General features: G+C 73.0%; 20 protein-coding genes. 9 read left to right on the forward strand and 11 right to left on the reverse strand.

The window, feature by feature from the left end; translation table 11 throughout:
- Nucleotides 1-80: 80 nt before the first annotated feature.
- Together C9F11_RS47345 and glnA are read right to left on the reverse strand one after the other, a co-directional pair.
- Nucleotides 81-248 carry a hypothetical protein gene (locus tag C9F11_RS47345; RefSeq protein WP_171075716.1) on the reverse strand — a complete coding sequence of 56 codons (168 nt, stop codon included), beginning with the start codon at nt 246-248 and terminating at the stop codon, nt 81-83.
- A gap of 56 nt (nt 249-304) precedes the next feature.
- Complete coding sequence (glnA, locus tag C9F11_RS12605) at nt 305-1,666, reverse strand: type I glutamate--ammonia ligase (protein WP_138966394.1); 1,362 nt, start codon at nt 1,664-1,666, stop codon at nt 305-307.
- A 300-nt stretch (nt 1,667-1,966) separates the two neighbouring features.
- On the opposite strand from glnA, the gene C9F11_RS12610 reads away from it, so the two are divergent.
- On the forward strand, nt 1,967-3,256 hold the full coding sequence (locus tag C9F11_RS12610) for a globin domain-containing protein (RefSeq protein ID WP_138959377.1): 1,290 nt from the start codon (nt 1,967-1,969) through the stop codon (nt 3,254-3,256).
- Here C9F11_RS12610 and C9F11_RS12615 read toward each other — a convergent pair.
- Nucleotides 3,151-3,639: an Rrf2 family transcriptional regulator gene (locus C9F11_RS12615; protein WP_138959378.1), complete on the reverse strand. Its 489-nt coding sequence runs from the start codon at nt 3,637-3,639 to the stop codon at nt 3,151-3,153. The genes C9F11_RS12610 and C9F11_RS12615 overlap by 106 nt on opposite strands.
- Nucleotides 3,640-3,975: 336 nt before the next feature.
- On the opposite strand from C9F11_RS12615, the gene C9F11_RS12620 reads away from it, so the two are divergent.
- Both C9F11_RS12620 and C9F11_RS12625 read left to right on the forward strand, forming a co-directional pair.
- Nucleotides 3,976-4,647, forward strand: a complete 672-nt coding sequence (locus tag C9F11_RS12620) for a DUF3105 domain-containing protein (protein ID WP_138959379.1) — start codon at nt 3,976-3,978, stop codon at nt 4,645-4,647.
- Nucleotides 4,648-4,677: 30 nt separating this feature from the next.
- Entirely contained in the window at nt 4,678-5,319 is a 642-nt protein-coding gene (locus C9F11_RS12625) for a DUF305 domain-containing protein (RefSeq protein ID WP_138959380.1), read from the forward strand.
- A gap of 222 nt (nt 5,320-5,541) precedes the next feature.
- Here C9F11_RS12625 and C9F11_RS12630 read toward each other — a convergent pair whose 3' ends face one another.
- The 4 genes from C9F11_RS12630 to C9F11_RS12645 all read right to left on the reverse strand — a co-directional run bounded on the left by C9F11_RS12630 (nt 5,542) and on the right by C9F11_RS12645 (nt 9,912).
- Nucleotides 5,542-5,970 (reverse strand): DUF5990 family protein, encoded by a 429-nt coding sequence (locus C9F11_RS12630; protein WP_249401701.1) that lies wholly within the window; start codon nt 5,968-5,970, stop codon nt 5,542-5,544.
- An 888-nt stretch (nt 5,971-6,858) separates the two neighbouring features.
- Nucleotides 6,859-7,647, reverse strand: coding sequence for an alpha/beta hydrolase (locus C9F11_RS12635; RefSeq protein WP_249401702.1), 789 nt, complete (start codon nt 7,645-7,647; stop codon nt 6,859-6,861).
- A gap of 8 nt (nt 7,648-7,655) precedes the next feature.
- Complete coding sequence (locus C9F11_RS12640; RefSeq protein ID WP_138959382.1) at nt 7,656-8,378, reverse strand: DUF998 domain-containing protein; 723 nt, start codon at nt 8,376-8,378, stop codon at nt 7,656-7,658.
- Nucleotides 8,379-8,391: 13 nt separating this feature from the next.
- Nucleotides 8,392-9,912, reverse strand: coding sequence for an APC family permease (locus C9F11_RS12645; RefSeq protein WP_138959383.1), 1,521 nt, complete (start codon nt 9,910-9,912; stop codon nt 8,392-8,394).
- A 70-nt stretch (nt 9,913-9,982) separates the two neighbouring features.
- Here C9F11_RS12645 and C9F11_RS12650 point away from each other — a divergent pair, with 70 nt between their 5' ends.
- The 3 genes from C9F11_RS12650 (at nt 9,983) to C9F11_RS12660 (ending at nt 14,575) form a co-directional block, all read left to right on the forward strand.
- Nucleotides 9,983-10,900 (forward strand): hypothetical protein, encoded by a 918-nt coding sequence (locus C9F11_RS12650; RefSeq protein WP_138959384.1) that lies wholly within the window; start codon nt 9,983-9,985, stop codon nt 10,898-10,900.
- 128 nt (nt 10,901-11,028) lie between these two features.
- Nucleotides 11,029-12,735, forward strand: coding sequence for a multicopper oxidase family protein (locus C9F11_RS12655; RefSeq protein ID WP_138959385.1), 1,707 nt, complete (start codon nt 11,029-11,031; stop codon nt 12,733-12,735).
- Between the two features lie 91 nt (nt 12,736-12,826).
- Entirely contained in the window at nt 12,827-14,575 is a 1,749-nt protein-coding gene (locus tag C9F11_RS12660; protein ID WP_138959386.1) for an NAD+ synthase, read from the forward strand.
- 59 nt (nt 14,576-14,634) lie between these two features.
- On the opposite strand, the gene C9F11_RS12665 is transcribed toward C9F11_RS12660, so the two are convergent.
- The 4 genes from C9F11_RS12665 to C9F11_RS12680 form a co-directional block, all read right to left on the reverse strand.
- Complete coding sequence (locus C9F11_RS12665; RefSeq protein ID WP_138959387.1) at nt 14,635-15,852, reverse strand: MFS transporter; 1,218 nt, start codon at nt 15,850-15,852, stop codon at nt 14,635-14,637.
- A gap of 183 nt (nt 15,853-16,035) precedes the next feature.
- The gene (locus tag C9F11_RS12670; protein WP_138959388.1) at nt 16,036-17,058 is read right to left on the reverse strand and encodes an endonuclease/exonuclease/phosphatase family protein; all 1,023 of its coding nucleotides are present in this window, start codon (nt 17,056-17,058) and stop codon (nt 16,036-16,038) included.
- Nucleotides 17,059-17,303: 245 nt separating this feature from the next.
- The gene (locus C9F11_RS12675) at nt 17,304-17,900 is read right to left on the reverse strand and encodes a TetR/AcrR family transcriptional regulator (RefSeq protein ID WP_171075717.1); all 597 of its coding nucleotides are present in this window, start codon (nt 17,898-17,900) and stop codon (nt 17,304-17,306) included.
- Nucleotides 17,901-18,087: 187 nt separating this feature from the next.
- On the reverse strand, nt 18,088-19,692 hold the full coding sequence (locus C9F11_RS12680) for a DHA2 family efflux MFS transporter permease subunit (RefSeq protein ID WP_138959389.1): 1,605 nt from the start codon (nt 19,690-19,692) through the stop codon (nt 18,088-18,090).
- A 219-nt stretch (nt 19,693-19,911) separates the two neighbouring features.
- Between C9F11_RS12680 and panB the strand changes: the two genes are divergently transcribed.
- From panB to C9F11_RS12695, 3 genes are all read left to right on the forward strand, one after another.
- A complete protein-coding gene (panB, locus tag C9F11_RS12685) occupies nt 19,912-20,793 on the forward strand; it encodes a 3-methyl-2-oxobutanoate hydroxymethyltransferase (RefSeq protein WP_138959390.1) in 882 nt (293 codons plus the stop codon).
- Between the two features lie 211 nt (nt 20,794-21,004).
- A complete protein-coding gene (locus C9F11_RS12690; protein WP_138959391.1) occupies nt 21,005-22,042 on the forward strand; it encodes an ATP-binding cassette domain-containing protein in 1,038 nt (345 codons plus the stop codon).
- Nucleotides 22,039-22,893 (forward strand): ABC transporter permease, encoded by an 855-nt coding sequence (locus tag C9F11_RS12695; RefSeq protein ID WP_138959392.1) that lies wholly within the window; start codon nt 22,039-22,041, stop codon nt 22,891-22,893. Before C9F11_RS12690 ends, C9F11_RS12695 begins: the two co-directional genes overlap by 4 nt.
- Nucleotides 22,894-22,905 lie beyond the last annotated feature (12 nt).

Here is a 22,905-nt window from a genome sequence, read left to right on the forward strand (position 1 = left end):
GACGCTATCCGCGCACCACGACACGCGAGCAACTCATTTACCGGTACGGGGAGTCCGGAAGGCGGCGGCCGCCGTGCGGCTCAGCGGTCGGCCGCGGCGCCCAAGGGCTCGCCGACGATGCGCTCGGCGAGGCGGGCCGCCAAGCGCCGTGCGTCCCGCTCCAGTTCACCCCGCGCGGCGTCCCGCTCCGCGGCGACGGCGGCCTCGGCGAGGGCCGCGTCGGCCGCACGGGCCCCCGAAGACCCCACGCCTCCAAGACCTTCCGGAGCCCCAAGTCCCCCAGGAGCGCGGGAGGTTCGCGCCCCTACAGCACCGGCAGGTTCTTGCGCAGCTCGAAGGCCGTGACCTCGGAGCGGTACTCCTCCCACTCCTGCTTCTTGTTGCGCAGGAAGAAGTCGTAGACGTGCTCGCCGAGGGTCTCCGCGACCAGTTCGGAGCGTTCCATGAGGTGGATGGCCTCGCCGAGGTTCTGCGGGAGGGGTTCGATGCCGAGGGCGCGGCGTTCGGCGTCGCGGAGGGCCCAGACGTCGTCGTCGGCGCCGGGCGGGAGTTCGTAGCCCTCCTCGATGCCCTTGAGGCCCGCGGCGAGGAGGACCGCGTAGGCGAGGTAGGGGTTGGCGCCGGAGTCGAGGGAGCGGACCTCGACGCGGGCCGAGCCGGTCTTGCCGGGCTTGTACATGGGCACGCGGATGAGGGCGGAGCGGTTGTTGTGGCCCCAGCAGATGTACGAGGGGGCCTCGCCGCCCGCGCCCGCGGTGCGCTCGGAGCCGCCCCAGATGCGCTTGTAGGAGTTGACCCACTGGTTGGTGACCGCGGAGATCTCGGCGGCGTGCTTCAGGAGGCCCGCGATGAAGGAGCGGCCGACCTTGGAGAGCTGGTACTCGGCGCCGGACTCGTAGAACGCGTTGCGGTCGCCCTCGAAGAGGGACAGGTGCGTGTGCATGCCGGAGCCGGGGTGCTCGGAGAACGGCTTCGGCATGAACGTCGCCTGGACGCCCTGCTCCAGGGCCACCTGCTTCATGACCAGGCGGAACGTCATGATGTTGTCCGCCGTGGAGAGCGCGTCCGCGTAGCGCAGGTCGATCTCCTGCTGTCCGGGCCCGCCCTCGTGGTGGCTGAACTCGACCGAGATGCCCATGGATTCGAGCATCGTGATGGCCTGGCGGCGGAAGTCCATGCCCACGTTCTGCGGGGTGTGGTCGAAGTAGCCGCTGGTGTCGGCGGGGGTGGGCCGCGAGCCGTCCAGGGGCCGGTCCTTCAGGAGGAAGAACTCGATCTCGGGGTGCGTGTAGAAGGTGAAGCCGAGGTCGGAGGTCTTGGCGAGGGCGCGCTTGAGGACGTAGCGCGGGTCGGCGAAGGACGGGGAGCCGTCCGGCATCAGGATGTCGCAGAACATCCGGGCCGTGCCGGGCGCCTCCGCGCGCCAGGGCAGCACCTGGAAGGTGGACGGGTCCGGCTTGGCGATCATGTCGGACTCGTAGACGCGGGCGAAGCCCTCGATCGCCGAGCCGTCGAAGCCGATGCCCTCGTCGAAGGCCTGCTCCAGCTCGGCGGGGGCGACCGCGACCGACTTCAGGAAGCCGAGTACGTCCGTGAACCACAGGCGCACGAACCGGATGTCGCGCTCCTCCAGAGTGCGGAGCACGAACTCCTGCTGCTTGTCCATCTCGACTTCCACCCATCCTTGCTGGTCGGAACCGGCTGCTCCCAAGCCATGGGACGTCGCCCCGGCACATGAGCATCCCACCACACGGTTTCACGCGCGTTGCGGCCGCTCATCGCCCATACTGCACGGTTCCGCGGAGGCGGTGACAGCCGCGTCGGACCATCCGCTTAAAGTGGTATCTCAGATGCAAGTTTTACGCGGGCCGGGCTCCGGTCCCGTGCGGAGCCGTGCCCCGGTTCCGCCGGGGACGGGGCGCCGCGCCGCGCGAGCCGGGACGCCCGTCCCGCGAGAGGAGGCACCTTGCTGTCCGACCAGTCCGCCGCCGCCGTCCGCGCCACGCTGCCCGCCGTCGGGGCCGCCATCGAGGACATCACCGCCCGCTTCTACGACCGGCTCTTCGCCGCCCACCCGGAGCTGCTCCGGGACCTCTTCAACCGCGGCAACCAGGCCGCGGGCACCCAGCGCCGGGCCCTCGCCGGGTCCATCGCCGCCTTCGCCGCGCACCTCGTGGACCGCCCGGACGAGCGGCCCGACGTGATGCTCGCCCGCGTCGCGCACAAGCACGCGTCGCTCGGCGTCGCGCCCGGCCAGTACGAGACGGTCCACCGGCACCTCTTCGCCGCCATCGCCGAGGTCCTCGGCGACGCCGTCACGCCCCGGGTGGCGGCCGCCTGGGACGAGGTGTACTGGCTGATGGCGAACGCCCTCATCACGATCGAGGCCCGCCTTTACGCCGAGCGGGGCAGTACGGCGGGCGCGGACGCGCTGCGCGCGTGGGACGTGGTGGAGCGGATCGAGGAGACGGCGGACGTCGCCACCTTCCGACTGCGCCCGGCCGACGGGACGCCCCCGCCCGCCTTCCGCGCGGGCCAGTACGTGTCCGTGCAGGTCGAGCTCGCGGACGGGGCCCGGCAGATACGCCAGTACAGCCTGTCAGGGGTGCCGGGCGGGGACGTGCGGCAGATCAGCGTGAAGCGGGTCCGGGGCGGCGCCGGGCCCGACGGCGAGGTCTCCGCCCACCTCCACGCGCGCGTGCGCGTGGGCGACCGGCTGCGGATCTCCGCCCCCTACGGCGACCTCGTCCTCGACGACGGCGTCCTGCGCGGCCCGGACGGCCGGACGCCCGCGCCGCTCCTGCTCGCCTCCGCGGGCATCGGCGTCACGCCCATGGTCGCGATGCTCGAACAGCTCGCGGCCGCCGGGCACCGGGGTCCGGTCACCGTCGTGCACGCCGACCGCTCCCCCGCCGACCACGCGCTGCGCGCCGCCCACCGCGCCTACGCGGACGCGCTGCCGGGCGCCACGGCCCACTTCTGGTACGAGCGCCCGGAGCCGGGCCACCCCGCCGACCGCACGGGCCGCGTGGACCTGGCCGCCGTGCCGGTGCCGCCCGGCACGCACGCGTACCTGTGCGGACCGCTGCCCTTCATGAAGGCCGTACGCGCCCAGCTCCTCGCCAAGGGGGTCGCGCCCGCCGCCGTCCACTACGAGGTCTTCGGCCCCGACCTGTGGCTCGCGAGCCCGAGCAGCAGCGGTCCCGTCGGCGAGGCCACGATGTCCGCGACGGTCAGCGGGTCGAGGGTGGCGTAGAACGCCTCCTGCGCACGGCGCAGCGCGCCCCGCAGCCGGCATCCCGAGTTCAGCGGGCAGGGCGTGGCGCCCTCGCACTCCACGACGTCCCCGTCGCCCTCGAACTCGCGGACCAGTGCCCCGACGGACGCGGTGCGCCCCGCCTCGGTGAGCACGAGCCCGCCGCCCCTGCCGCGGCGGGCCTCGACGAGGCCGAGGTGCGTCAGGCGCGCGGCGACCTTCGCGGCGTGCGTGTAGGGGACGGCCATGTCCTCGGCCACCTGGCGGGTGGTGGGGGCGGCGCCGGTCGCGGGCGCGTCCCCGTGGCGGCGGCCCGGCGCGTCCGCGACGGCCAGGCGCATGAGCATGCGCAGGGCCAGGTCGGTGGAGTGCAGGAGCCGCATGTCGCGCAGCGTAGGGAATGCGCATGAGGGGTTCAAATTTTCGAGGCGGGCGGGCGGTGGGCCCGGGGAGCGGCGGGGTCCGGCCCGGCCTCCGTGAGGGACCGGGCCTGTCTCCCGCAAGAGACCGGGCCTGTCTCCGTGCGGGGCGGCGCCGCCCGGCCCCGGCCCCGCGTGCGGTCGGCCGGATGGCGACGGTCAAAGGGCGCCGCCCGCGCTGGATTTGGGAGATTGGAAGAGCGGCCCTTCCGCTCGGCGGGACGCGGGCTACGATCAACGCACTCGCAACGCCCCCTGTTCGACCCATCCGATCCGTCCCTTTCCGCAGAAGGACACACCATGGGTTCCGCCAAGAAGACGAGCAGCGCCGAACGCAAGGCCCGAATAGCGGAGATGCGGCGCGCCGAAGCCGCCCGCGAGCGCCGCACCCGCGCACTCACCATCACCCTGAGCGCGGTCATCGTCGCGGCCCTCGGCATCGGCGGCTACTTCCTGGTCTCGCAGGCCGACGACGACGATGACTCGGGCAAGGCGGGCGACGCGGCGGCCGTGGCGAAGTTCACCAGGACCAAGGACGGCGAGAAGGTCTGGGACGCCAAGAAGCTGGGCCGCACCCACGTCGCGGGCAAGGTGAAGTACCCGGTGACACCGCCGGTGGGCGGCAACCACAACCAGGTGTGGATGAACTGCAACGGCGACGTCTACCAGAACGAGATCCCGAACGAGAACGCCGTCCACTCCCTCGAACACGGCTCGGTCTGGGTGACGTACAACGACCAGGCGAAGCCCGCCGACCTGAAGAAGCTCGAAGCGAAGGTGAAGAAGACGCCGTACTCGCTGATGAGCCCGGTCAAGAAGCAGAAGGAGCCGCTGCTGCTCACGGCCTGGGGCCACCAGCGGGCCATCACGGGCGCGGACGACGCGAAGGTCGGCTCGTTCTTCTCCACGTTCGTCCAGGGCAAGCAGACCCCCGAGCCGGGTGCCGCCTGCACCAACGGCAAGGGGCAGTGACACGTCCGTGAGGACGGGGATGGGGCAGTGATGAAGCGCACCGACTGGCTGATCGGCGCCGTCGCGGGCGCGGTGCTCGCGGCGGGCGGCATCACGGCCGCCGTGGCCGCCACCGACGACTCCTCCGGCTCGGGGTCGGGCTCCGGCGTCGACGGCGCGCCGTCGGCCACCTCCGCCGACGCGGGGTTCGCCCGCGACATGTCCGTGCACCACCAGCAGGCCGTGGAGATGTCGTACGTCGTCCGCGACCGCACCAAGAACGAGGAGATCCGCAGGCTCGCGTACGACATCGCGCAGACCCAGGCCAACCAGCGCGGCATGATGCTCGGCTGGCTCGACCTGTGGGAGCTGCCCAAGGTGTCCGAGGACGCGCCCATGAAGTGGATGGGCATGGGCGACGCCCCGGCGGGCGACGACGGCGCGCTGATGCCCGGCATGGCGACGAACGCGCAGATGAAGCGGCTCGGCGAGCTCAACGGCCGCAAGGCGGAGATCTACTACCTGCGGCTGATGACCGCCCACCACAAGGGCGGCATCCACATGGCGCAGGGGTGCGTGGAGCGCTGCGCGGTGCCGGTCGAGCGGCGGCTCGCGCAGGGGATGGTGGAGTCCCAGGAGTCCGAGGTCAAGCTGATGGCGGACCTCCTGAAGGCCCGGGGCACAAAGCCATAGCCTTCCGGCGGTACCGGGGCCGGGCCCCGGGAGCCCGGTCTCGAAGCGACCTCGGGCCCACGGCACCCCGGCCCCGGAGCGAACCCCGGGCCCATCGCGGCCCGGCCCCGGAGTGGCCCCGGCCCCCGAGCGGCCTCGGGCCCAAGGCACCCCGGGCCCATCGCGGTCCCGGACCCACGGCGCCCCGGACCCGGAGCGGCCCCCAGCCCATCGCCGCCCGGGTCAGCCCGTGTGCCACGCCACGTGCGGTGGGCGGACCGCCGCGCACCGCGGCATCCCCGCCCCGTCCGTGAGCCCCAGCTCGGCGACGCCCGCCCCGGCCGCCAGCACCTCCTCGGGGAGGTCCGCGAAGAACAGCTTGGCGCGGCGGAACATCGCGAAGTCGCCACCGGGCGGCAGCTCGCCCCACGTCAGGTAGAAGAACCGTGCGCCCCGCGCGCCCTGCACGTACGGGCCCCTGAAGTCGGGCGTGCCGTCGAGTGCGGGAGCCATCGCCACCTCGAACTCCCACACCGCCTCGGGCGCGTCCCCCCGGACCGGGCCCTCCGGCTCCCTGCCCCGCTGCACGGCCACGTGCACGTCCCGGAACTCCCCGCACTCCGCCCCCGGCAGCTCCCGCCCCACCACCCGCAACGCCAGCCTCTGAGTCATGCGGTCCATAGCACCACGAGCCTCTGACAACAGCCGCCACCACCGCTGCCGCGACGGGTCTTCCCCGGCTGTGCGAGGCCCGGCCCCTACGCGGAGCGCTGCCGCTGAGCGGGCGGCCCCGCCGCTACCGCGGCGGGTTTTCCCACCCGCCCACCCGGATCTCCTCAGCCTTGCGCGGCCGGGCCCCGACGCGGAGCGCTCGCGGCCCGGTGGGTGGTTTCCGCCGCTACCGCGGCGGGATCTCCCACCCGCCCGCCCGGAACTCCTCAGCCTTGCCGGGTCCGGCCCCGACGCGGTGCGCTCGCGGGTGGGTGGTGCCCCATGGGCTCCCGCCCCGGGTAGGGGCGGGCGGGTGGGCCCGCCCCGGCCGCGCGCAGCGCGGCACCACGGACCCGCCCCCGGCTTCCCCGCTGTGGGCAATCGTCCCGCAGGGCGGGACGGGTGGGCACAGCGCAGAGGTGCCGAGCAACCGTTGAAGCAGGGGCCCGACCCCGGCGGCACGCGGCCCGGGCTCCCGCTGGGGGGCCATCGTCCCGCAGGGCGAGTGGAGCAATCCCCTGCTCAAGCGGAGCCGAGAGCTCGGGGAAGGGTGGGCACGGCGCCCAGGTGCTGAGCAGCCGCTGAGGCAGGGGCCCGTCCCCGGTGGGGGCGGGTGGGTGGGAGACGGCCCCGGCGGCGCGCGGCCCGGCTTCCCGCGGGGGGCCATCGGCACAGCCCAGGTGCCGAGCAATCGCCCCTCCGAGCCCGGCCCTGGCGAGGGCGGGTGGGCAGAGCCCCAGGTGCCGAGCAACCGTTGAGGCAAGGGCCGCAGCGAGGCCCGGCCCCCGCGAGGGCGGGCAGGCGCAGCCCCGGGTGGCGGGCGGCCGGAGGGCCGGGGCGAGGGTCCGGCTAGCGTGTGGCCAGGATCGTCTCGGCGACCTCGTGGGGGCGGTCGCGCATCAGGAGGTGGCCCGCGGGACACAGGGCCTGGAAGGACGCCCCGAGGACCGCGGCGAGGCCGCGCTGCCGCGACACCCAGCGGCTCGCGCCCGCAGGGCCCGCGGCGAGCACCGCCACCGGCACGTCCGGCAGCGCGGCCACCCGCCTGAGCAGGGCGAGTTCATGCGCCACGTCGCCGTACGTCACGTACTCGACGAGCCCGGCCCGCCACACCCGGCTCGCCCCGTACACCGCCCGCGGCCCACGCGGCACGCCCCCGCCCCGCAGCAGGGGCCCGAGGGCCCGCGGCACCCCGAGCGCGCCGAGGACCGCCCCGCCCGCCCGCGCCCCCGCGACCCGCGCCCCGCGCGCGGGCAGCGCCCGCGTCCGCTCCTCCACGCTGGAGTCGACGAGGACGAGCCCGGCCACCCGCCCCGGCCACCACCGCGCGAACGCCTCCGCGTGGAACCCGGCGAGCGAGTGCCCGACGACCGTCACGGCCCGCTCCCCCAGCCCCACGGCGTCCAGGACACGGGCGACGCGCTCCGCCTCCCCCGCCAGCGTGGGCGCCCCGCGCGCGGGCCCGCTGCGGCCGAGCCCGGGCCGGTCGAAGCGGACGACGGTGCGGGCGGGGGCGAGCAGCTCGACCACCGGGTCCCACTCGAACCACGCGAGCCCCAGCCCCGCGCTGAGCACGCACACGGGGCCGTCCCCGGTCACGTCCACGTGGTGCGGCACCCCGTCGATCCGTACGAACACCCTCCCGGTCACCTCCGCCGTCGTCCGAGGACGAGCCACGCGAGGCCCACCAGCCACAGGGCGATCGCGAGCACCTGGAGCCGCTGGCCGATGCCGAGCCCCCACGTGCCGTGCCCGGCGTCGAAGGCGAAGACGGCCGCGAGGGTCCAGACGGTGGCGGCGAGCTCGACGGCCACGAGCACCGCGAGCACCGCCCGCTGCCGCACCCCGCCCGCGCCCGCCCGGCGTACGGCCGCCGTCAGGAGCACCATCCCCACCAGCGCCCCGGCCACGGCCACGCTGCTGCTGACCGCGTGCGCGGAGTGCGTGAAGGGCACGAGCCCGGCCCGCTCGCGCGCGAGGCACGCCGCGTCCACGGTGGGCGCGCAGCTCAGCGGAAGGCGCGCGTCGGCGGCCGTGGCCGCGCCGAAGAGGACGAGCCCGGCCCAGCCGAGGGCCGACAGGGCGCGGACGCGCGGCACGGCGGCCCGGCAGCGCAGCCGCGCCAGGCCGCCCAGGGCCCCCGCGCACACCAGCACGCCCGCGGCGAAGTCCACCGTCCGGAAGAAGGCCCCGTACGGCTGGTCCTCGGCGGCGAGCTCGCTCACGTACGTCCGGAGCGGCGAGAGCCCGGTCGGCAGGACCGCTTCGAGGGTCCACGAGGTGTACGCGGCGGCGCCGACGACCAGGAGCGCGGCCACGGCCACGCGCACGGCGCGGGGCGCTTCGGTGGCTCGGGGCGTGGGGGACATACGCGTCGTGAGGCTAGTTGAGAGCATTCGCGCCCTGGTGGTCGGGGTGGATCCATTCCGGTTTGCGGAACTTGAGGAAGGCGGCCGGAGCGGCCACGCCGATCGCGAGCAGCCCGCCGCCGACGATCATCAGATAGCGCCACAGCGGCGCGTCGCCGAACTGGTCCGGCGGCACGAAGCCGATGCAGAGCGCGCACGCCGAGGCGACGAAGCCGACCCCGGCGACGAGCGTGACGGCGGGCACCACGAAGCCGCGCTCGACGTGCGGCTGGGTGCGGCGCAGCCGCACCACGGCCACGAACATCAGCAGGTACGCGATGAGGTAGATCTGCACGGTGATCACGGAGAACATCCAGTACGCGCTGGAGACGTCGTCGCTGAAGGCGTACATGACGCCGATCAGGGTGGTGATCACACCCTGCGCGATCATGATGTTCAGGGGCACGCCGTGCTTGTTGAAGCGCTGGAGGAACGGCGGCAGATAGCCCTCCTGCCGGGCCAGCGTCACCAGGCCCTTGGCGGGTCCCGCGAGCCACGTCAGCATGCCGCCGAGCGCGGCCATGACCAGCATGATCCCGACGACCTTCGTCATCCAGCCGATGTGGAAGTGGTCGAAGAACGCCTGGAAGGCCTGCATGAGCCCGGCGGTGAGGCTGAGCTGCTCGGACGGCATGACCCAGCTGATGGCCAGGGCCGGAACGACGAAGATCAGCAGGACGAGGCCGGTGGCCAGGAAGATCGACCGCGGGTACTCCGCGCGCGGGTGCCGCAGCGACGACACGTGGACGCCGTTCATCTCCATGCCGGCGTACGACAGGAAGTTGTTGACGATGAGCACGAGGCTGGCCAGGCCCGTCCACGGCGGCAGCCAGTGGTCGGCGGTCATGGGCGCGGCGGGCTCGTTGCCCTGCCCCAGGAAGACGAGGCCGAGGGCGACGAGCACGACGCCGGGGATGAGCGTGCCGATCACGAGCCCCAGGGACGAGAGGCCCGCCACCGTCTTGGTGCCGCGCGAGGTGATCCACACCCCGGTCCAGTAGATGACGACGATGACGATGGCCACGTAGAGGCCGTCCTCGGCGAGGCTCGGATGGACGACGTACGCGAACGTCGAGGCCACGTACGCGAGCAGGCTCGGGTAGTACGCGATGGTCATCGCGAACTGGCACCACACCGCGACGAATCCGAGCGGCTTGCCGAGCGCCTCGCTCACCCACCGGTAGATGCCGCCCGTCCACCCGGAGGCCAGCTCCGCGCCGACGAGGGCCGTGGGCAGCAGGAAGACCACGGCGGGCAGGAGGTACAGGAAGACGGCGGCGAGGCCGTAGATGGCCATGGCGGGCGAGGGCCGCAGGCTCGCCACGGAGGCGGTGGTCATCAGGGCGAGCGTCACCCAGGAGATGAACTGCCGTGAGGTCCCGGTGTCCTCCCCGAACTCCGCGGCCCCGGCGTCACCGGCCTTCGCGGCCGCCGCGGCCCGTTCGGCCGCCGTCGTCTCGCCCGCGCTCTGTCCGGGCTTGTCCGTAGTCGTCATGGGTTCATGATCAATGTTTCTCGCGGGCCCCGCACATCGCCCCATACCGGGGAGGGGTAGGCTCCCGTCCATGGCCCCGAAGCAACAGCCCACGAGCGCGAGCGGATTCCTGCTCCTCGTGGCGCTGTTGTTCGGCATCGTGACGATGCACACGTTGGGGCATCCGCAGGAGCACGGCGACGGCTCGACGCCCTCGGCCCACGCGCGCGTGGCGGACACCACGGGGCCCGGGGAGGCTCACGCGGCCACTCGGGGCACCGTGACGGGGCCGCTCACGCACGCGGGGGCTGCCGCCCCCACGGGGGCCGGGCCCGTGGCCGGGAACCAGGCCGCCGCGGATACGAGCGCCGGGCCGATGGCCGCGGGCCGCGCTGTCGCGCAGACGGGCACCGGACCCCTGGCCGCGAGCCACGCTGTCGCGGACGCGGGCGTCGAGCCCATGGCCGCGCGCCAGGCCGCACCGCACGCGGGCGCCCAGCCCCTGACCGCGAGTCACGTCGTCGCGGACGCGGGCGCCGGGCCCATGGCCGTGAACCACGTCGTCGCGCATGCGGGCCTCGGGGCCATGGCCGTGAGTCAGGCAGCCGCGGACGCGGGCGCCCAGCCCCTGACCTCGCCCCACGCCGCCCCGCACGCGAGCGCCGGACCCACGGCCGCGCACCAGGCCGCACCGCACACGGGGGCCCAGCTCCTGACCTCGCCCCACGCCGTCCCGCACGCGGGTGCCCAGCCCCCGGCCGCGAGTCACGTCGTCGCCCGTACCGCCTCCCCGCCCGGCTCTCCTTCCCACGGCACCGGCATGGACCCGATGTCCGTGTGCCTGGCCGTCCTGGGCGGCGCCCTCGTGCTCGCGCTGTTCGGCGCGGTGGCGGCGCGGCCGCCGGTGGCCGCGCCCGTCCTGCTGCCCGCCGGGCTCCGGGCGGCGCCGTGGCCCGAGCCGCCCCCGCCGCGCGCGCTCCTCGCCCGGCTCTCCGTGCTGCGGATCTAGGCCGCCGTACCGGCTGCTTCGCGCTGCCCGTGCCGCGGTGGGAACCTCCGCGGCCGCAGCGGTGTACCAGAAGCAGCAGACGCGCCCTTCTGCACGCACCACTCAGTACGGACGAGGTGTATCCAGTCATGCGCACCCACACCGAGCGCACCCCGCACCCATCGCGCCGAGCCCTGCTCGGCGCCGCCCTCGCCACCGCCGGGGCCGGGCTCGCCACGGCCTGCTCCAGCGGCTCCAGCGACGGCTCGCACTCCGGCCACGGCGGCCGGGGCGGCCCTTCGGCCGGTTCGAAGGGCTATGTGACGCCCTCCGGCCCCGAGGTCGCCGCGGCCGAGAAGAAGCGCCCGGGCGGCGGCCGCCTGCGCGAGCTGAAGCTCATGGCCATGCCCGCGACGCTCGACCTGGGCGGCCCCACGGTCAAGTCCTGGGCGTACGGCGACGCGCTGCCCGGCAAGGAGATCCGCGCGACGGCGGGCGACACGCTCTCGCTCACCCTCGCCAACCACCTCCCGCAGACCACGAGCCTGCACTGGCATGGCCTGGCCCTGCGCAACGACATGGACGGCGTCCCCGGCCTCACCCAGCGGGACATCAAGCCCGGCGCCGCCTTCACCTACCGCTTCAAGGTCCCGCACCCGGGCACCTACTGGTTCCACCCGCACTCCGGCACCCAGCTGGACCGGGGGCTGTACGCGCCCTTGATCATCGACGACCCCAAGGAGCCCCTGACGTACGACAAGGAGTGGGTCGTCGTCCTCGACGACTGGGTCGACGGCGTCGACGGCTCCACCCCCGACGCGGTCCTCACGGAGCTGCGCGGCGGCATGGACATGGGCGGCGGCATGGACCACGGGGGCGGCATGGACCACGGCGGCTCCGGCGGCAGCGGCGGCGCGGACGGCTCCGGCGGCAGCGGTGGCGGCTCGGGGCACGAGGGGCACATGTCCCGCACCGCCCTGACCGGCTCCGCGAAGGCCTCCCCCGAGCCCGAGCCCAAGGGCCCTTCCCGCATGCTCATGGGCTCCACCAGCGACATCCTCGGCCGGGACGCGGGCGACGTGGCCTATCCGCACTACTTGATCAACGGCCGCACCGCGAAGGCCCCCACCTCCTTCCGCGCCCGCCCCGGCGACCGCATCCGGCTCCGCCTGATCAACGCCGGCGGTGACACCGCCTTCCGGGTGGCGCTCGGCGGCCACGAGCTGACGGTCACGCACACCGACGGCTTCCCGGTGCGGCACCAGAAGGCCGACGCCCTGCTCATCGGCATGGGCGAGCGGTACGACGTCCTGGTCACCGCCAAGGACGGGGTCTTCCCGCTGACCGCCGTGGCCGAGGGCAAGAAGGCGGCGGCCCAGGCGGTGCTCCGCACGGGCGGCGGCCGCGCGCCGTCACCGTCGGTCCGGCCCAAGGAGCTCAAGGGCCGCGTGGTGCTCGCCGAGCGGCTCACGGCGGACGACTCCGTGGCCCTCAAGCCCGGCGCCCCCGACCGCACCATCAAGATCCGGCTGACAGGAGGCATGGAGAAGTACGACTGGGCCTTCGACAAGAAGCCGTACGCACCGGACCGGCGTCACCCGGTGCGCGCGGGTGAGCGCGTGCGCCTGGAGTTCAGCAACTCCACGTCGATGTGGCACCCCCTCCATCTGCACGGCCACACCTTCGCCCTGGCGAGCGCCCCCGGGCGCCCCCGCAAGGACACCGCGATCGTGCTGCCGAACGGCCGCCTGACGGTGGACTTCGAAGCGGACAATCCAGGCCTGTGGATGATCCACTGTCACAACGTGTACCACGCGGAGGCAGGAATGATGACCGTCCTCGGCTATCGCTCCTGACCCAGGTCAAGGCCAGGGCGCGGTGCTCCTGGGCGGTCGTCCGCCGTCCGTTCCAGGGGCATCGCGTCGGGTTGACGATTACACTGGGGCCGTGCCTCAACTACGCCTTGCGCTGAATCAGATCGACTCCACCGTCGGCGACCTCACCAAGAACGCGGACGCGGTCCTCCGCTGGACCCGGCACTCCGCCGAACAGGGCGCGCACCTCGTCGCGTTCCCGGAGATGGCACTCACCGGTTATCCGGTGGAGGACCTCGCCCTGCGTTCCTCCTTCGTGGAGGCGTCCCGTCGGGCCCTGCGCGCGCTCGCGGTCCGCATCCGCGACGAGGGCCTGGGCGAACTGCCCGTCGTCGTCGGCTATCTGGACCGCAGCGACGAGGCCAAGCCGCGTTACGGCCAGCCCGCGGGAGCCCCGCGCAACGCGGCGGCCGTGCTGCACCGCGGCGAGGTGGCGCTCACCTTCTCCAAGCACCATCTGCCCAACTACGGCGTCTTCGACGAGTTCCGCTACTTCGTCCCCGGCGAGACGCTCCCGGTCGTCCGCGTGCACGGCGTCGACGTGGCGCTCGCGATCTGCGAGGACCTGTGGCAGGACGGCGGCCGCGTCCCGGCCGCCCGCACGGCCGGGGCCGGGCTCCTGCTGTCCATCAACGCGTCCCCGTACGAGCAGAACAAGGACGACCAGCGGCTCGAACTGGTCCGCAAGCGGGCGCAGGAGGCCGGTTGCACCACCGCCTACCTGGCGATGACGGGCGGTCAGGACGAGCTGGTCTTCGACGGCGACTCGATCGTCGTCGACAGGGACGGCGAGGTCATCGCGCGGGCCCCGCAGTTCGCCGAGGGCTGTGTGGTGCTCGACCTGGAGCTGCCCGCTGCCGCCGCGCAGGCGCCGTCGGGCGTCGTCGACGACGGGCTGCGCATCGAGCACGTCACGCTCTCCGCCGAACCGCTCGCGCCGTACGAGGCCGAGCACACCGGCACGTACGCCGAGCGCCTGGACGACGACGAGGAGGTCTACTCGGCCCTCGTCGTCGGCCTGCGCGCGTACGTCCAGAAGAACGGCTTCCGCTCCGTGCTCATCGGGCTCTCCGGAGGCATCGACTCGGCACTCACGGCCGCCCTCGCCTGCGACGCACTGGGCGCGGAGAACGTGTACGGGGTCGCGATGCCCTCCCGGTACTCCTCCGAGCACTCCATCGCCGACGCGGCGGAGCTGGCGCGCCGCACCGGCCTCGGCTTCCGCACCGTGCCGATCGCGCCGATGTTCGACGCGTACATGGAGTCCCTCGGGCTCACCGGGCTCGCCGAGGAGAACCTCCAGTCGCGGCTGCGCGGCACGATGCTCATGGCGCTCTCCAACCAGGAGGGCCACATCGTGCTCGCGCCGGGCAACAAGTCCGAGCTGGCCGTGGGCTATTCGACGCTGTACGGCGACTCCGTCGGGGCGTACGGGCCCATCAAGGACGTCTACAAGACCTCGGTCTTCCGGCTCGCGAAGTGGCGCAACCGGGCCGCCGCCGAGCGCGGCGGGACCCCGCCGATCCCCGAGAACTCCATCAGCAAGCCGCCGAGCGCGGAGCTGCGGCCCGACCAGGTGGACACGGACTCGCTGCCGGACTACCCCGTCCTCGACGCGATCCTTGAGCGGTACGTGGACCGGGACGAGGGCGCCGAGGCGGTCGTCGCCGCGGGCTTCGACGCGGAGCTCGTCGCGCGGACGCTGCGGATGGTGGACACCGCCGAGTACAAGCGGCGGCAGTACCCGCCGGGCACCAAGATCTCCCCCAAGGGCTTCGGCAAGGACCGGCGGCTGCCGATCACCAACGCCTGGCGCGAATAGCCCCCGACGGGCCGCGGCTGCCCACCGCTGCCGCGGCCGAGCGGGTGCCGCCCGGGGCCCTAGTGGTGGGTCCGCTCCCGGGTCGGCTTCGGGGTGGGGGTGACGACCCGGCCCGGGGAGGGCGCGGGGGTGCGGCGGAGGTCCTCGGCGTAGGCGATCGCCGCGACGCCGAGGCCGAGGACGGCGAGGGCCGCCCCGGCGAGGGCGGGGGACGTGACGCCGAAGCCCGCCGCGAGGGCGAGGCCGCCGATCCACGCGCCGCCGGCGTTCGCGAGGTTGAACGCGGCCTGGTTGGCGGAGGAGGCGAGCGAAGGCGCCGCGGCGGCCTTCTCCATGACCATGAGCTGGAGCGGCGAGCCGGTGGTGAAGGCGGCCATGCCGAGGAGGGTCACGCCGACGGCGGCGCTCCACTCGGCCTTCATGAGGAGCGGGAAGAGGAGGAGGACCAGGGCGAGGGAGGCCAGGCCGCCGAAGAGGGTGCCGCGCAGGGCGTGGTCGGCGAGCCGCCCGCCGAGCAGGTTGCCCGCGGTGGCGCCGACGCCGAAGAGCGCGAGCAGCAGCGTCACACTGGCCTCGGCGAACCCCGCGGAGTCGGTGAGCATCGGCGTGACGTAGCTGTAGGCGGCGAAGAGCGCCCCGAAGCCCGCGACGGTCGTACCGAGCGCGAGCCACACGGGCAGCGAGCCGAGCGCCCGCAGCTCGCCGCGCAGGCCCACGCTCTCGCCGTGGCCGTGGTCGGCGGGGACGAGCAGCGCGAGCGCGGCGATGGCGGCGAGCCCGATCGCGCTCACGGCGAGGAACGTGGCGCGCCAGCCGAGCTGCTGCCCCATGAGCGTGGCGATGGGCACGCCGACGACGTTGGCGACGGTGAGCCCGAGGAACATCAGGGACACCGACCGCGCCTTGCGCTCGGGCGCGACGAGCCCGGTGGCGACGACCGCGCCGACGCCGAAGAACGCCCCGTGCGGCAGTCCGCTGAGGAAGCGGGCGGCGAGGAGCAGGTGGTAGTCCGAGGCCGCGGCCGAGAGCGCGTTGCCGACGACGAAGAGGACCATGAGGCCGATCAGGACGCGGCGCCGGGGCAGCCGCGCGGTGACGGCGGCGAGCAGCGGGGCGCCGATGACGACGCCGAGCGCGTACGCGGACACGAGGTGTCCTGCGGTGGGTATGGATATGCCGAGGTCGTCGGCGACGTTGGGCAGCAGGCCCATCATCACGAACTCGGTCGTGCCGATGCCGAAGGCGCCCACGGCGAGGGCGAGCAGGGCCAGGGGCATGGAGACGTACTACCTTCCGAACAGCCCGTACGAGGGCAGGGACGATCCAGGGAATCGTTTGGTTCACGTACGGAACAAAGAGGTCCGCACCCAGTATTCCGCCCGCGCGCACCGCGAGGTGAAGGGCACATGACCATCGAGCGTCGACGGCGCGCGGCCCTCAGCGGCTGGCCGTGCGTGACCTCAGAGGTCGACGCTCGCCGCCACCGGCAGGTGGTCGCTGTCCGTCCGCGACAGCGTCCAGGACGACACCGGCTCGACGCCCTTGACCATGATCTGGTCGATGCGGGCCATCGGGAACGACGCGGGCCAGCTGAAGCCGAAGCCGTCGCCCGCGGCGCCCTGCGTGGAGCGCATCTGGGAGGTGACGGCGTTCAGGGCGCGGTCGTTCATCGTGCCGTTCAGGTCGCCGAGCAGGATGACCTTGCTGATCTTCTCGTGGGAGATGGCCTCGCCGAGCGCGTCGGCGCTGTCGTCGCGCTGCCCGGCGGTGAAGCCCGCGTCGAGCTTGACCCGCACCGACGGCAGGTGGGCGACGTAGAACGCCACCTCGCCCTTGGGCGTGTGCACGGTCGTCCGCATGGCCCGGGTCCAGCCCAGCTTGATGTCGACGGGCTTGGTGGCGGTCAGCGGGTACTTGCTCCACAGCCCGACGGTGCCCTGCACCGAGTGGTACTTGTACGTGCCCGCCAGCGCCTTCTCGTACGTGGGGACCGCGGCGGAGGTGAGCTCCTCCAGGGCGATGACGTCCGCGCCGGACGCGGCGACGTCACGGGCGGTCGAGGCCGGGTCGGGGTTGTCCGCGTTCACGTTGTGCGTGGCCACGGTGAGGTCGCCGCCGCTGCCCGACTTGTCGGTGACGAGGCCGCCGAAGGCGTCGAGCCAGACGATCACAGGGAGCAGCAGGGTGACGAGCGCGGTCGCGGACTTGCGGACGACGGCGATCACGAGGAGCACGGGGATGAAGAGGCCGAGCCACGGCAGGAACGTCTCGGTGAGACTGCCGAGGTTGCCCACGCCGTTCGGGATCTGGGCGTGCACGAGCATCACCAGACCGATCACGACCGCGAATCCGGCCGTGACGAGTCCGCGCCGCCAGATGCCGGGGTCACCCCGCCAGCCGTCGACGAAACGCCGCAGCGGGGAGCCCTGGCGCTCGGGCCGCGAGCTGCCGCTGTCCGTCTCCGCCTTGTACGCCTGCGCCATACTCTCGTCGCCTCACTGACTGCCGTGCACACCGTCCCCCGCCCCTGAACCCTAGGCGATGATCGGGTGTCGTCCCCGCCGTCCGCGGACGGCCCTACGGACCCGAGGACGAGCGGGGGCGCACGACAGGTTCCGGATGCGCCCCCAGGGTCCGCACTCTGTGACGAAACGCGCATATCGCCTGCGAGTTCAGGGCTGCTCGGGGCGACACGCTAACACCCCGCACCCCTCTCGGGGGCTCACTCTCAGGGGCGCAGTCCGTCGAGGATCAGGTCGACCACGCGCTCCGGCAGGTCCTCGTCGAGGGGGGCGTCGGAGCGCATGACGGTACGGACCAGCATGGGGCCGACGAACAGCTCGTGGGCGAGCGCGATGTCGACGTCCGCGCGCAGCTCGCCGTTCTCCTGGCCCCGGCGCAGGACGTCGTGGGTGCGGCGGCGCTGTGGCTCGATGACCGTCGCGTGGTACGCGTCCCAGAGCTTGGGCAGGGTCTTCATTTGCGCGAAGACGTTGTGCAGGATCGCCGACGCGCGCAGGTTCAGACCGCGGCGGCGGATCTGCTCCAGGAGGACGACGAGGTCGTCGCGCATGGAGGTGCCGGGCAGGACGGCGGGCGGCGCCTCCAGGGTGCGCAGGACGTCGACGAAGATCTCTTCCTTGCCGCTCCAGCGGCGGTAGATGGTGGCCTTGCCGACGCCCGCGGTGCGGGCGATGCGCTCGATGGACAGCTCGGCGAGGGGGGTGCCCTCCTCGATGAGCCGGATCACGCCCTCCAGGATCGACCGCTCCACGGCCTCGCTGCGGGGGCGGCCGCGGGCGGCTCGGGTGGGGCTCTGCGCCACGGTGTCGACTCCTCTGCGGTTGAGCGGCTGGCCCCATTTTCCCCTGGCCCGGCCGTGCGGCGTGCCCCCTTGCAGCGGCCCTCGCCCACGCCCTTCGCCAGCGGTGCGGGGCAGCTGTGGGCTGCGCCCACCCGTTCCGCCCCCTGGGAGGAACGGGTCTGCACAGCAGCGAGCGCTCCCAGCCGCGTCAGCGGCCCGCGGAGGCCGGTTCCCGGTCGTGGGGTTCTGCGGGGGCGGGGGCTGCGGAGGCCGGGGGCTTGCCCGGGAGGAACAGGGCCACCACCAGGACGCCCACCAGGGCGACGCCCGCGCCGCACAGGGCGGTGACGTGCATCGCGTGCAGGAAGGAGTCGTTGGCGGCGGAGACCAGGCCCTCGCCGCGCGGCCCGAGCCGCGCCGCCGCGCCGAGGGTCGCCTCGATGGACTCGCCCGCCGTGTGCCGCATCCCCGCGGGCAGGAGCCGCATCTCGTCCTCCACGCCGCCCCGGTACGCCGCGGAGAGCACGGACCCGAGCACCGCGATGCCGAGCGCGCCGCCGACCTGGCGGAAGGTGTTGCTGAGCGCGGACGCGGAGCCCGCCTTCTCGCGCGGCAGCGCCTGCATGATGACGACGCTGGTGGGCGTCATGATGTGCGCCATCCCGGTGCCCATGAGGAAGAAGACGACCTCCAGGACCCAGATCGGCGTGTCCGAGTCGAAGATCGTGAACGCGGCGAGGGTCACGGCGATGACGGAGAGCCCGCCCACGCAGGTGGCCCGCACCCCGAACCGGTCGACGACGTGCCGCGCCCGCGGCGCGAAGATCAGCTGCGCGGCGGCGAGCGGCAGCATCAGCAGTCCGGTCTGCAGCGGCGTGTAGCCGCGCACGCTCTGCGTGTAGAAGACCGAGAAGAACGTGACGCCCATCAGCGCGAAGAAGACGAGCGCGATCGCGGTGATCGCCGCCGAGAAGACGCGGTTCTTGAAGTACGAGATGTCGATCGACGGGTGGTCGGCGCGCTTCTCGTACCAGACGAAGCCGACGAGCACGGCGAGCCCGGCGAGGATGGTCGCGAGCACGGCCGGGTCGGTGAAGTCGGCCAGCTGGCCGCCCTTGATGATGCCGTAGACGAGCAGCACGAGGCCGATCACGGACAGGACGACGCCGACCAGGTCGATCCGGCCGGGCTTCGGGTCCTTGGAGTCCGGTACGAGGACGACCATGAGGATCAGCGCGACGATCACGATCGGCACGTTGATGAGGAAGACCGAGCCCCACCAGAAGTGGTCGAGCAGGACGCCGCCGGTGATCGGGCCGATGGCGACGGCGAGGCCGACGCCGGCCGCCCAGATGCCGATGGCCTTGGGCTGCTCGTCGCGCTCGAAGACGTTCATGAGGACGGCGAGCGTGGCGGGCATCACGAAGGCGGCGCCGAGGCCCATCACCCCGCGGAACGCGATGAGCTCGACGGGCGAGCCGGACTGGGCGGCGAGCGCGGAGCCGATGCCGAACACCGCGAGCCCGGCGAGCAGCACCTTCTTGCGGCCGACGCGGTCGCCGAGCAGGCCCGCGGTGAAGAGCAGACCGGCGAAGACGAGCGTGTAGGAGTTGATGGCCCACTCCAGCTCGCCCTGGGTGGCGCCGAGGCCGGTGGGCGCGGGCGTGGAGATGGTCTTGATCGCGACGTTCAGGATGGAGTTGTCCAGGACGACGATCAGCAGGCTGAGCATCAGGACGCCGAGGATCGCCCAGCGCCGCCGGTGGACGGCCTCCGGTATCCGGGACGTGCCGGGGACGGCAGGTGTTGTCATGCTCCGACCTTAGCCACATTCCGATACGAGACCGTCTCGTATTGGAAAGGCTTTGCCAGGCCTTTCCCGGAAGGACACCAAGGAACACCCGCGTCCGTCATACGTCTCCAAAACGGCCGAAAAGAACCCCTCTAGCGCCCGGGCGGCACGCGATGCCACCATGGACGTGATCCGGGGACGCCGTCAGGGCGCCTCGAGACGACAGAAGGAGCCGTTGCGATGACGCAGCTTTCGGCTGCCCAGAGCCCTGCCCTGAACGGGCGGAAGACCGACAGCAGCAAGACGCTGTACGGCGGCAAGGGCACACGCCGCATCACGGTCCGCGACATCACCGCCGCCAAGGAGCGCGGCGAGAAGTGGCCCATGCTCACCGCGTACGACGCGATGACCGCGTCCGTCTTCGACGAGGCCGGGATCCCGGTCATGCTCGTCGGCGACTCGGCGGGCAACTGCCACCTGGGGTACGACACCACCGTGCCCGTCACCCTCGACGAGATCACCATGCTCTCGGCGGCCGTCGTCCGGGGCACGAGCCGCGCCCTGATCGTCGCCGACCTGCCGTTCGGCTCGTACCAGGAAGGGCCGGTCCAGGCCCTGCGGTCCGCGACGCGCCTGGTCAAGGAGGCGGGCGTCGGCGCGGTCAAGCTGGAGGGCGGCGAGCGCTCGCTGGCCCAGACCGAGCTGCTCGTGCGGTCCGGCATCCCGGTCATGTCCCATCTGGGGCTCACCCCGCAGTCCGTGCACACCATGGGCTACCGCGTCCAGGGCCGCAGCGAGGAGGCGGCGCACCAGCTGGTGCGCGACGCCAAGGCCGCCGAGGCCGCGGGCGCCTTCGCCGTGGTGCTCGAACTCGTACCGGCCGAGCTCGCCGCCGAGGTCACCCGCTCGCTGCACATCCCGACCGTCGGCATCGGCGCGGGCGTCGACTGCGACGCCCAGGTCCTGGTGTGGACGGACATGCTGGGCCTCACCGGCGGGAAGATGCCGCGCTTCGTGAAGCAGTACGCCGATCTGCGCGGGGTGATGGGCGACGCCGCGAAGGCGTTCGCCGAGGACGTGGTCGGCGGGGCGTTCCCGGCCGCGGAGCACTCCGTCCGCTAGCCCCGGCCCGGAGCGCCGGCCGGCGTTCCTTTCGAGCCACTGCGGCACTGACGGCAGCCCGCCGACCGTCCCCCGTCGGCGGGCTGCCGGCCCCGGCAGAGCGGATCTGTCGGGGTCTGTCGGGATCTATCGGTGTCCGTCGGTGCCGCTGTCGCCCGCCTGTAGGACATCTGTCGGCGCGTTGTCGGTGGCGGCTGCTCTCATGTAGGGCATGACACGCATCGAGAACACCCCCCAACGGGGAGCGAGCGGCGGAGCGAGTGCCGTCTCGGTACGGGGGCTGGTCAAGCACTACGGCGAGACCAAGGCGCTGGACGGCGTCGACCTGGACGTCCGCGAGGGCACGGTCCTCGGCGTCCTGGGGCCGAACGGCGCCGGCAAGACCACGCTCGTACGCTGCCTCTCCACCCTGATCACCCCCGACTCCGGCAGCGCCGTCGTCGCGGGCTACGACGTGCTGCGCCAGCCGCGCCAGCTGCGCCGCGTCATCGGCCTCACCGGCCAGTACGCGTCGGTGGACGAGAAGCTCTCGGGCTACGACAACCTGTACATGATCGGGCGGCTGCTCGACCTGCCCCGCAAGGAGGCCCGCACGCGGGCCCACGCCCTCCTGGAGCGCTTCTCCCTCACGGAGGCCGCCAAGCGCCCGGTGCGGACGTACTCCGGCGGCATGCGCCGCCGTCTCGACCTCGCGGCGTCGATGATCGGCAGCCCGGCCGTGCTGTATCTGGACGAGCCCACCACGGGCCTCGACCCGCGCACGCGCAACGAGGTCTGGGACGAGGTCCGGCGCATGGTCCGCGAGGACGGCGTCACCGTCCTGCTGACCACCCAGTACATGGAGGAGGCCGAGCAGCTCGCCGGCGAGCTCACGGTCATCGACCGCGGCCGGGTCGTCGCGGGCGGCAGCATCGGCGAGCTGAAGGCGAAGGTCGGCGGCCGCACCCTGCGGATCCGCCCGGCCGATCCTGCGCAGCTGCGCCCCACGGCGCTCGCGCTCGACGAGGCGGGCCTGACCGGCCTGGCCACCACGACCGTGGACTCCGAGGACGGCACGGTCCTCGTGCCGATCCTCAGCGACGAACAGCTCACGGCGGTCGTCGGCGTGCTCAGCGCGCGCGGCATCACGCTCGCCGACATCGCCACCGAACTGCCCAGCCTGGACGAGGTGTTCCTGTCCCTGACCGGCCACAAGGCCGGCCTCACGGACGACGCCGCGACCACCGAGTACGAGGAGGTCGCCGCATGAGCGCGACCGCAGTCAAGGCGCCCCCCGCGCCCCCGAGCCAGGCCGTCCCGCTCACCGGCCAGGCGGACACCCGCATCGGCCCGCGCGCGTTCGCGCGGCACACCGGCGCCCTGGTGCGCCGCAATCTGCTGTGGATCAAGCAGGACGTGGAGTCGATGTTCGACGCCGTCCTGATGCCGATCGTCTTCACGCTCCTGTTCGTGTACGTCTTCGGCGGCTCCGTCGGCCAGTCGCTCGGCGGCGGCCGCGAGGAGTACATCCAGTACGTCGTCCCCGGCCTGATGGCCATGATGGGGATGAACATGGCCATGGGGGTGGGCACCGGCTTCAACCAGGACTTCCAGACCGGTGTGATGGACCGCTTCCGGTCGCTGCCGATCGGGCGCTCCTCGGTCATGATCGCCAAGATCGTGGTCGAGCTCATGCGCATGCTGGTCGCCACCGGAATCCTGTTCGTCGTCGCCCTGTGCATCGGCTTCTCGGTGGAGAGCGTCCCCGGCCTGCTCGCGGCCGTCGGCCTCGCCATGGTCTTCGGGATAGGCCTGATGTGGATCTTCCTCACCATGGGCGTCGTGATGAAGAGCGCCCAGGCGATTCAGGGAATGGGATTCCTGGTGCTGCTGCCGCTGCAGTTCGGCTCGTCGATCTTCGCGCCGACCGACTCCATGCCCGGCTGGCTCCAGGCGTTCACGGACTACAACCCGCTGTCGTCCCTCGCGGACGCCGCGCGCGGTCTGATGAACGGCGGCTTGCCGGTGGCCCACGACATCTGGGTGACGCTGATCTGGTCGGTGGCCCTGACCGCGATCATGGCGCCGATCGCGATCCACAAGTTCCGTACGAAGACGTGACGTCGGCGGCGC

Origin of the sequence: Streptomyces sp. YIM 121038, from assembly GCF_006088715.1 — a bacterium.
Classification (GTDB): domain Bacteria; phylum Actinomycetota; class Actinomycetes; order Streptomycetales; family Streptomycetaceae; genus Streptomyces.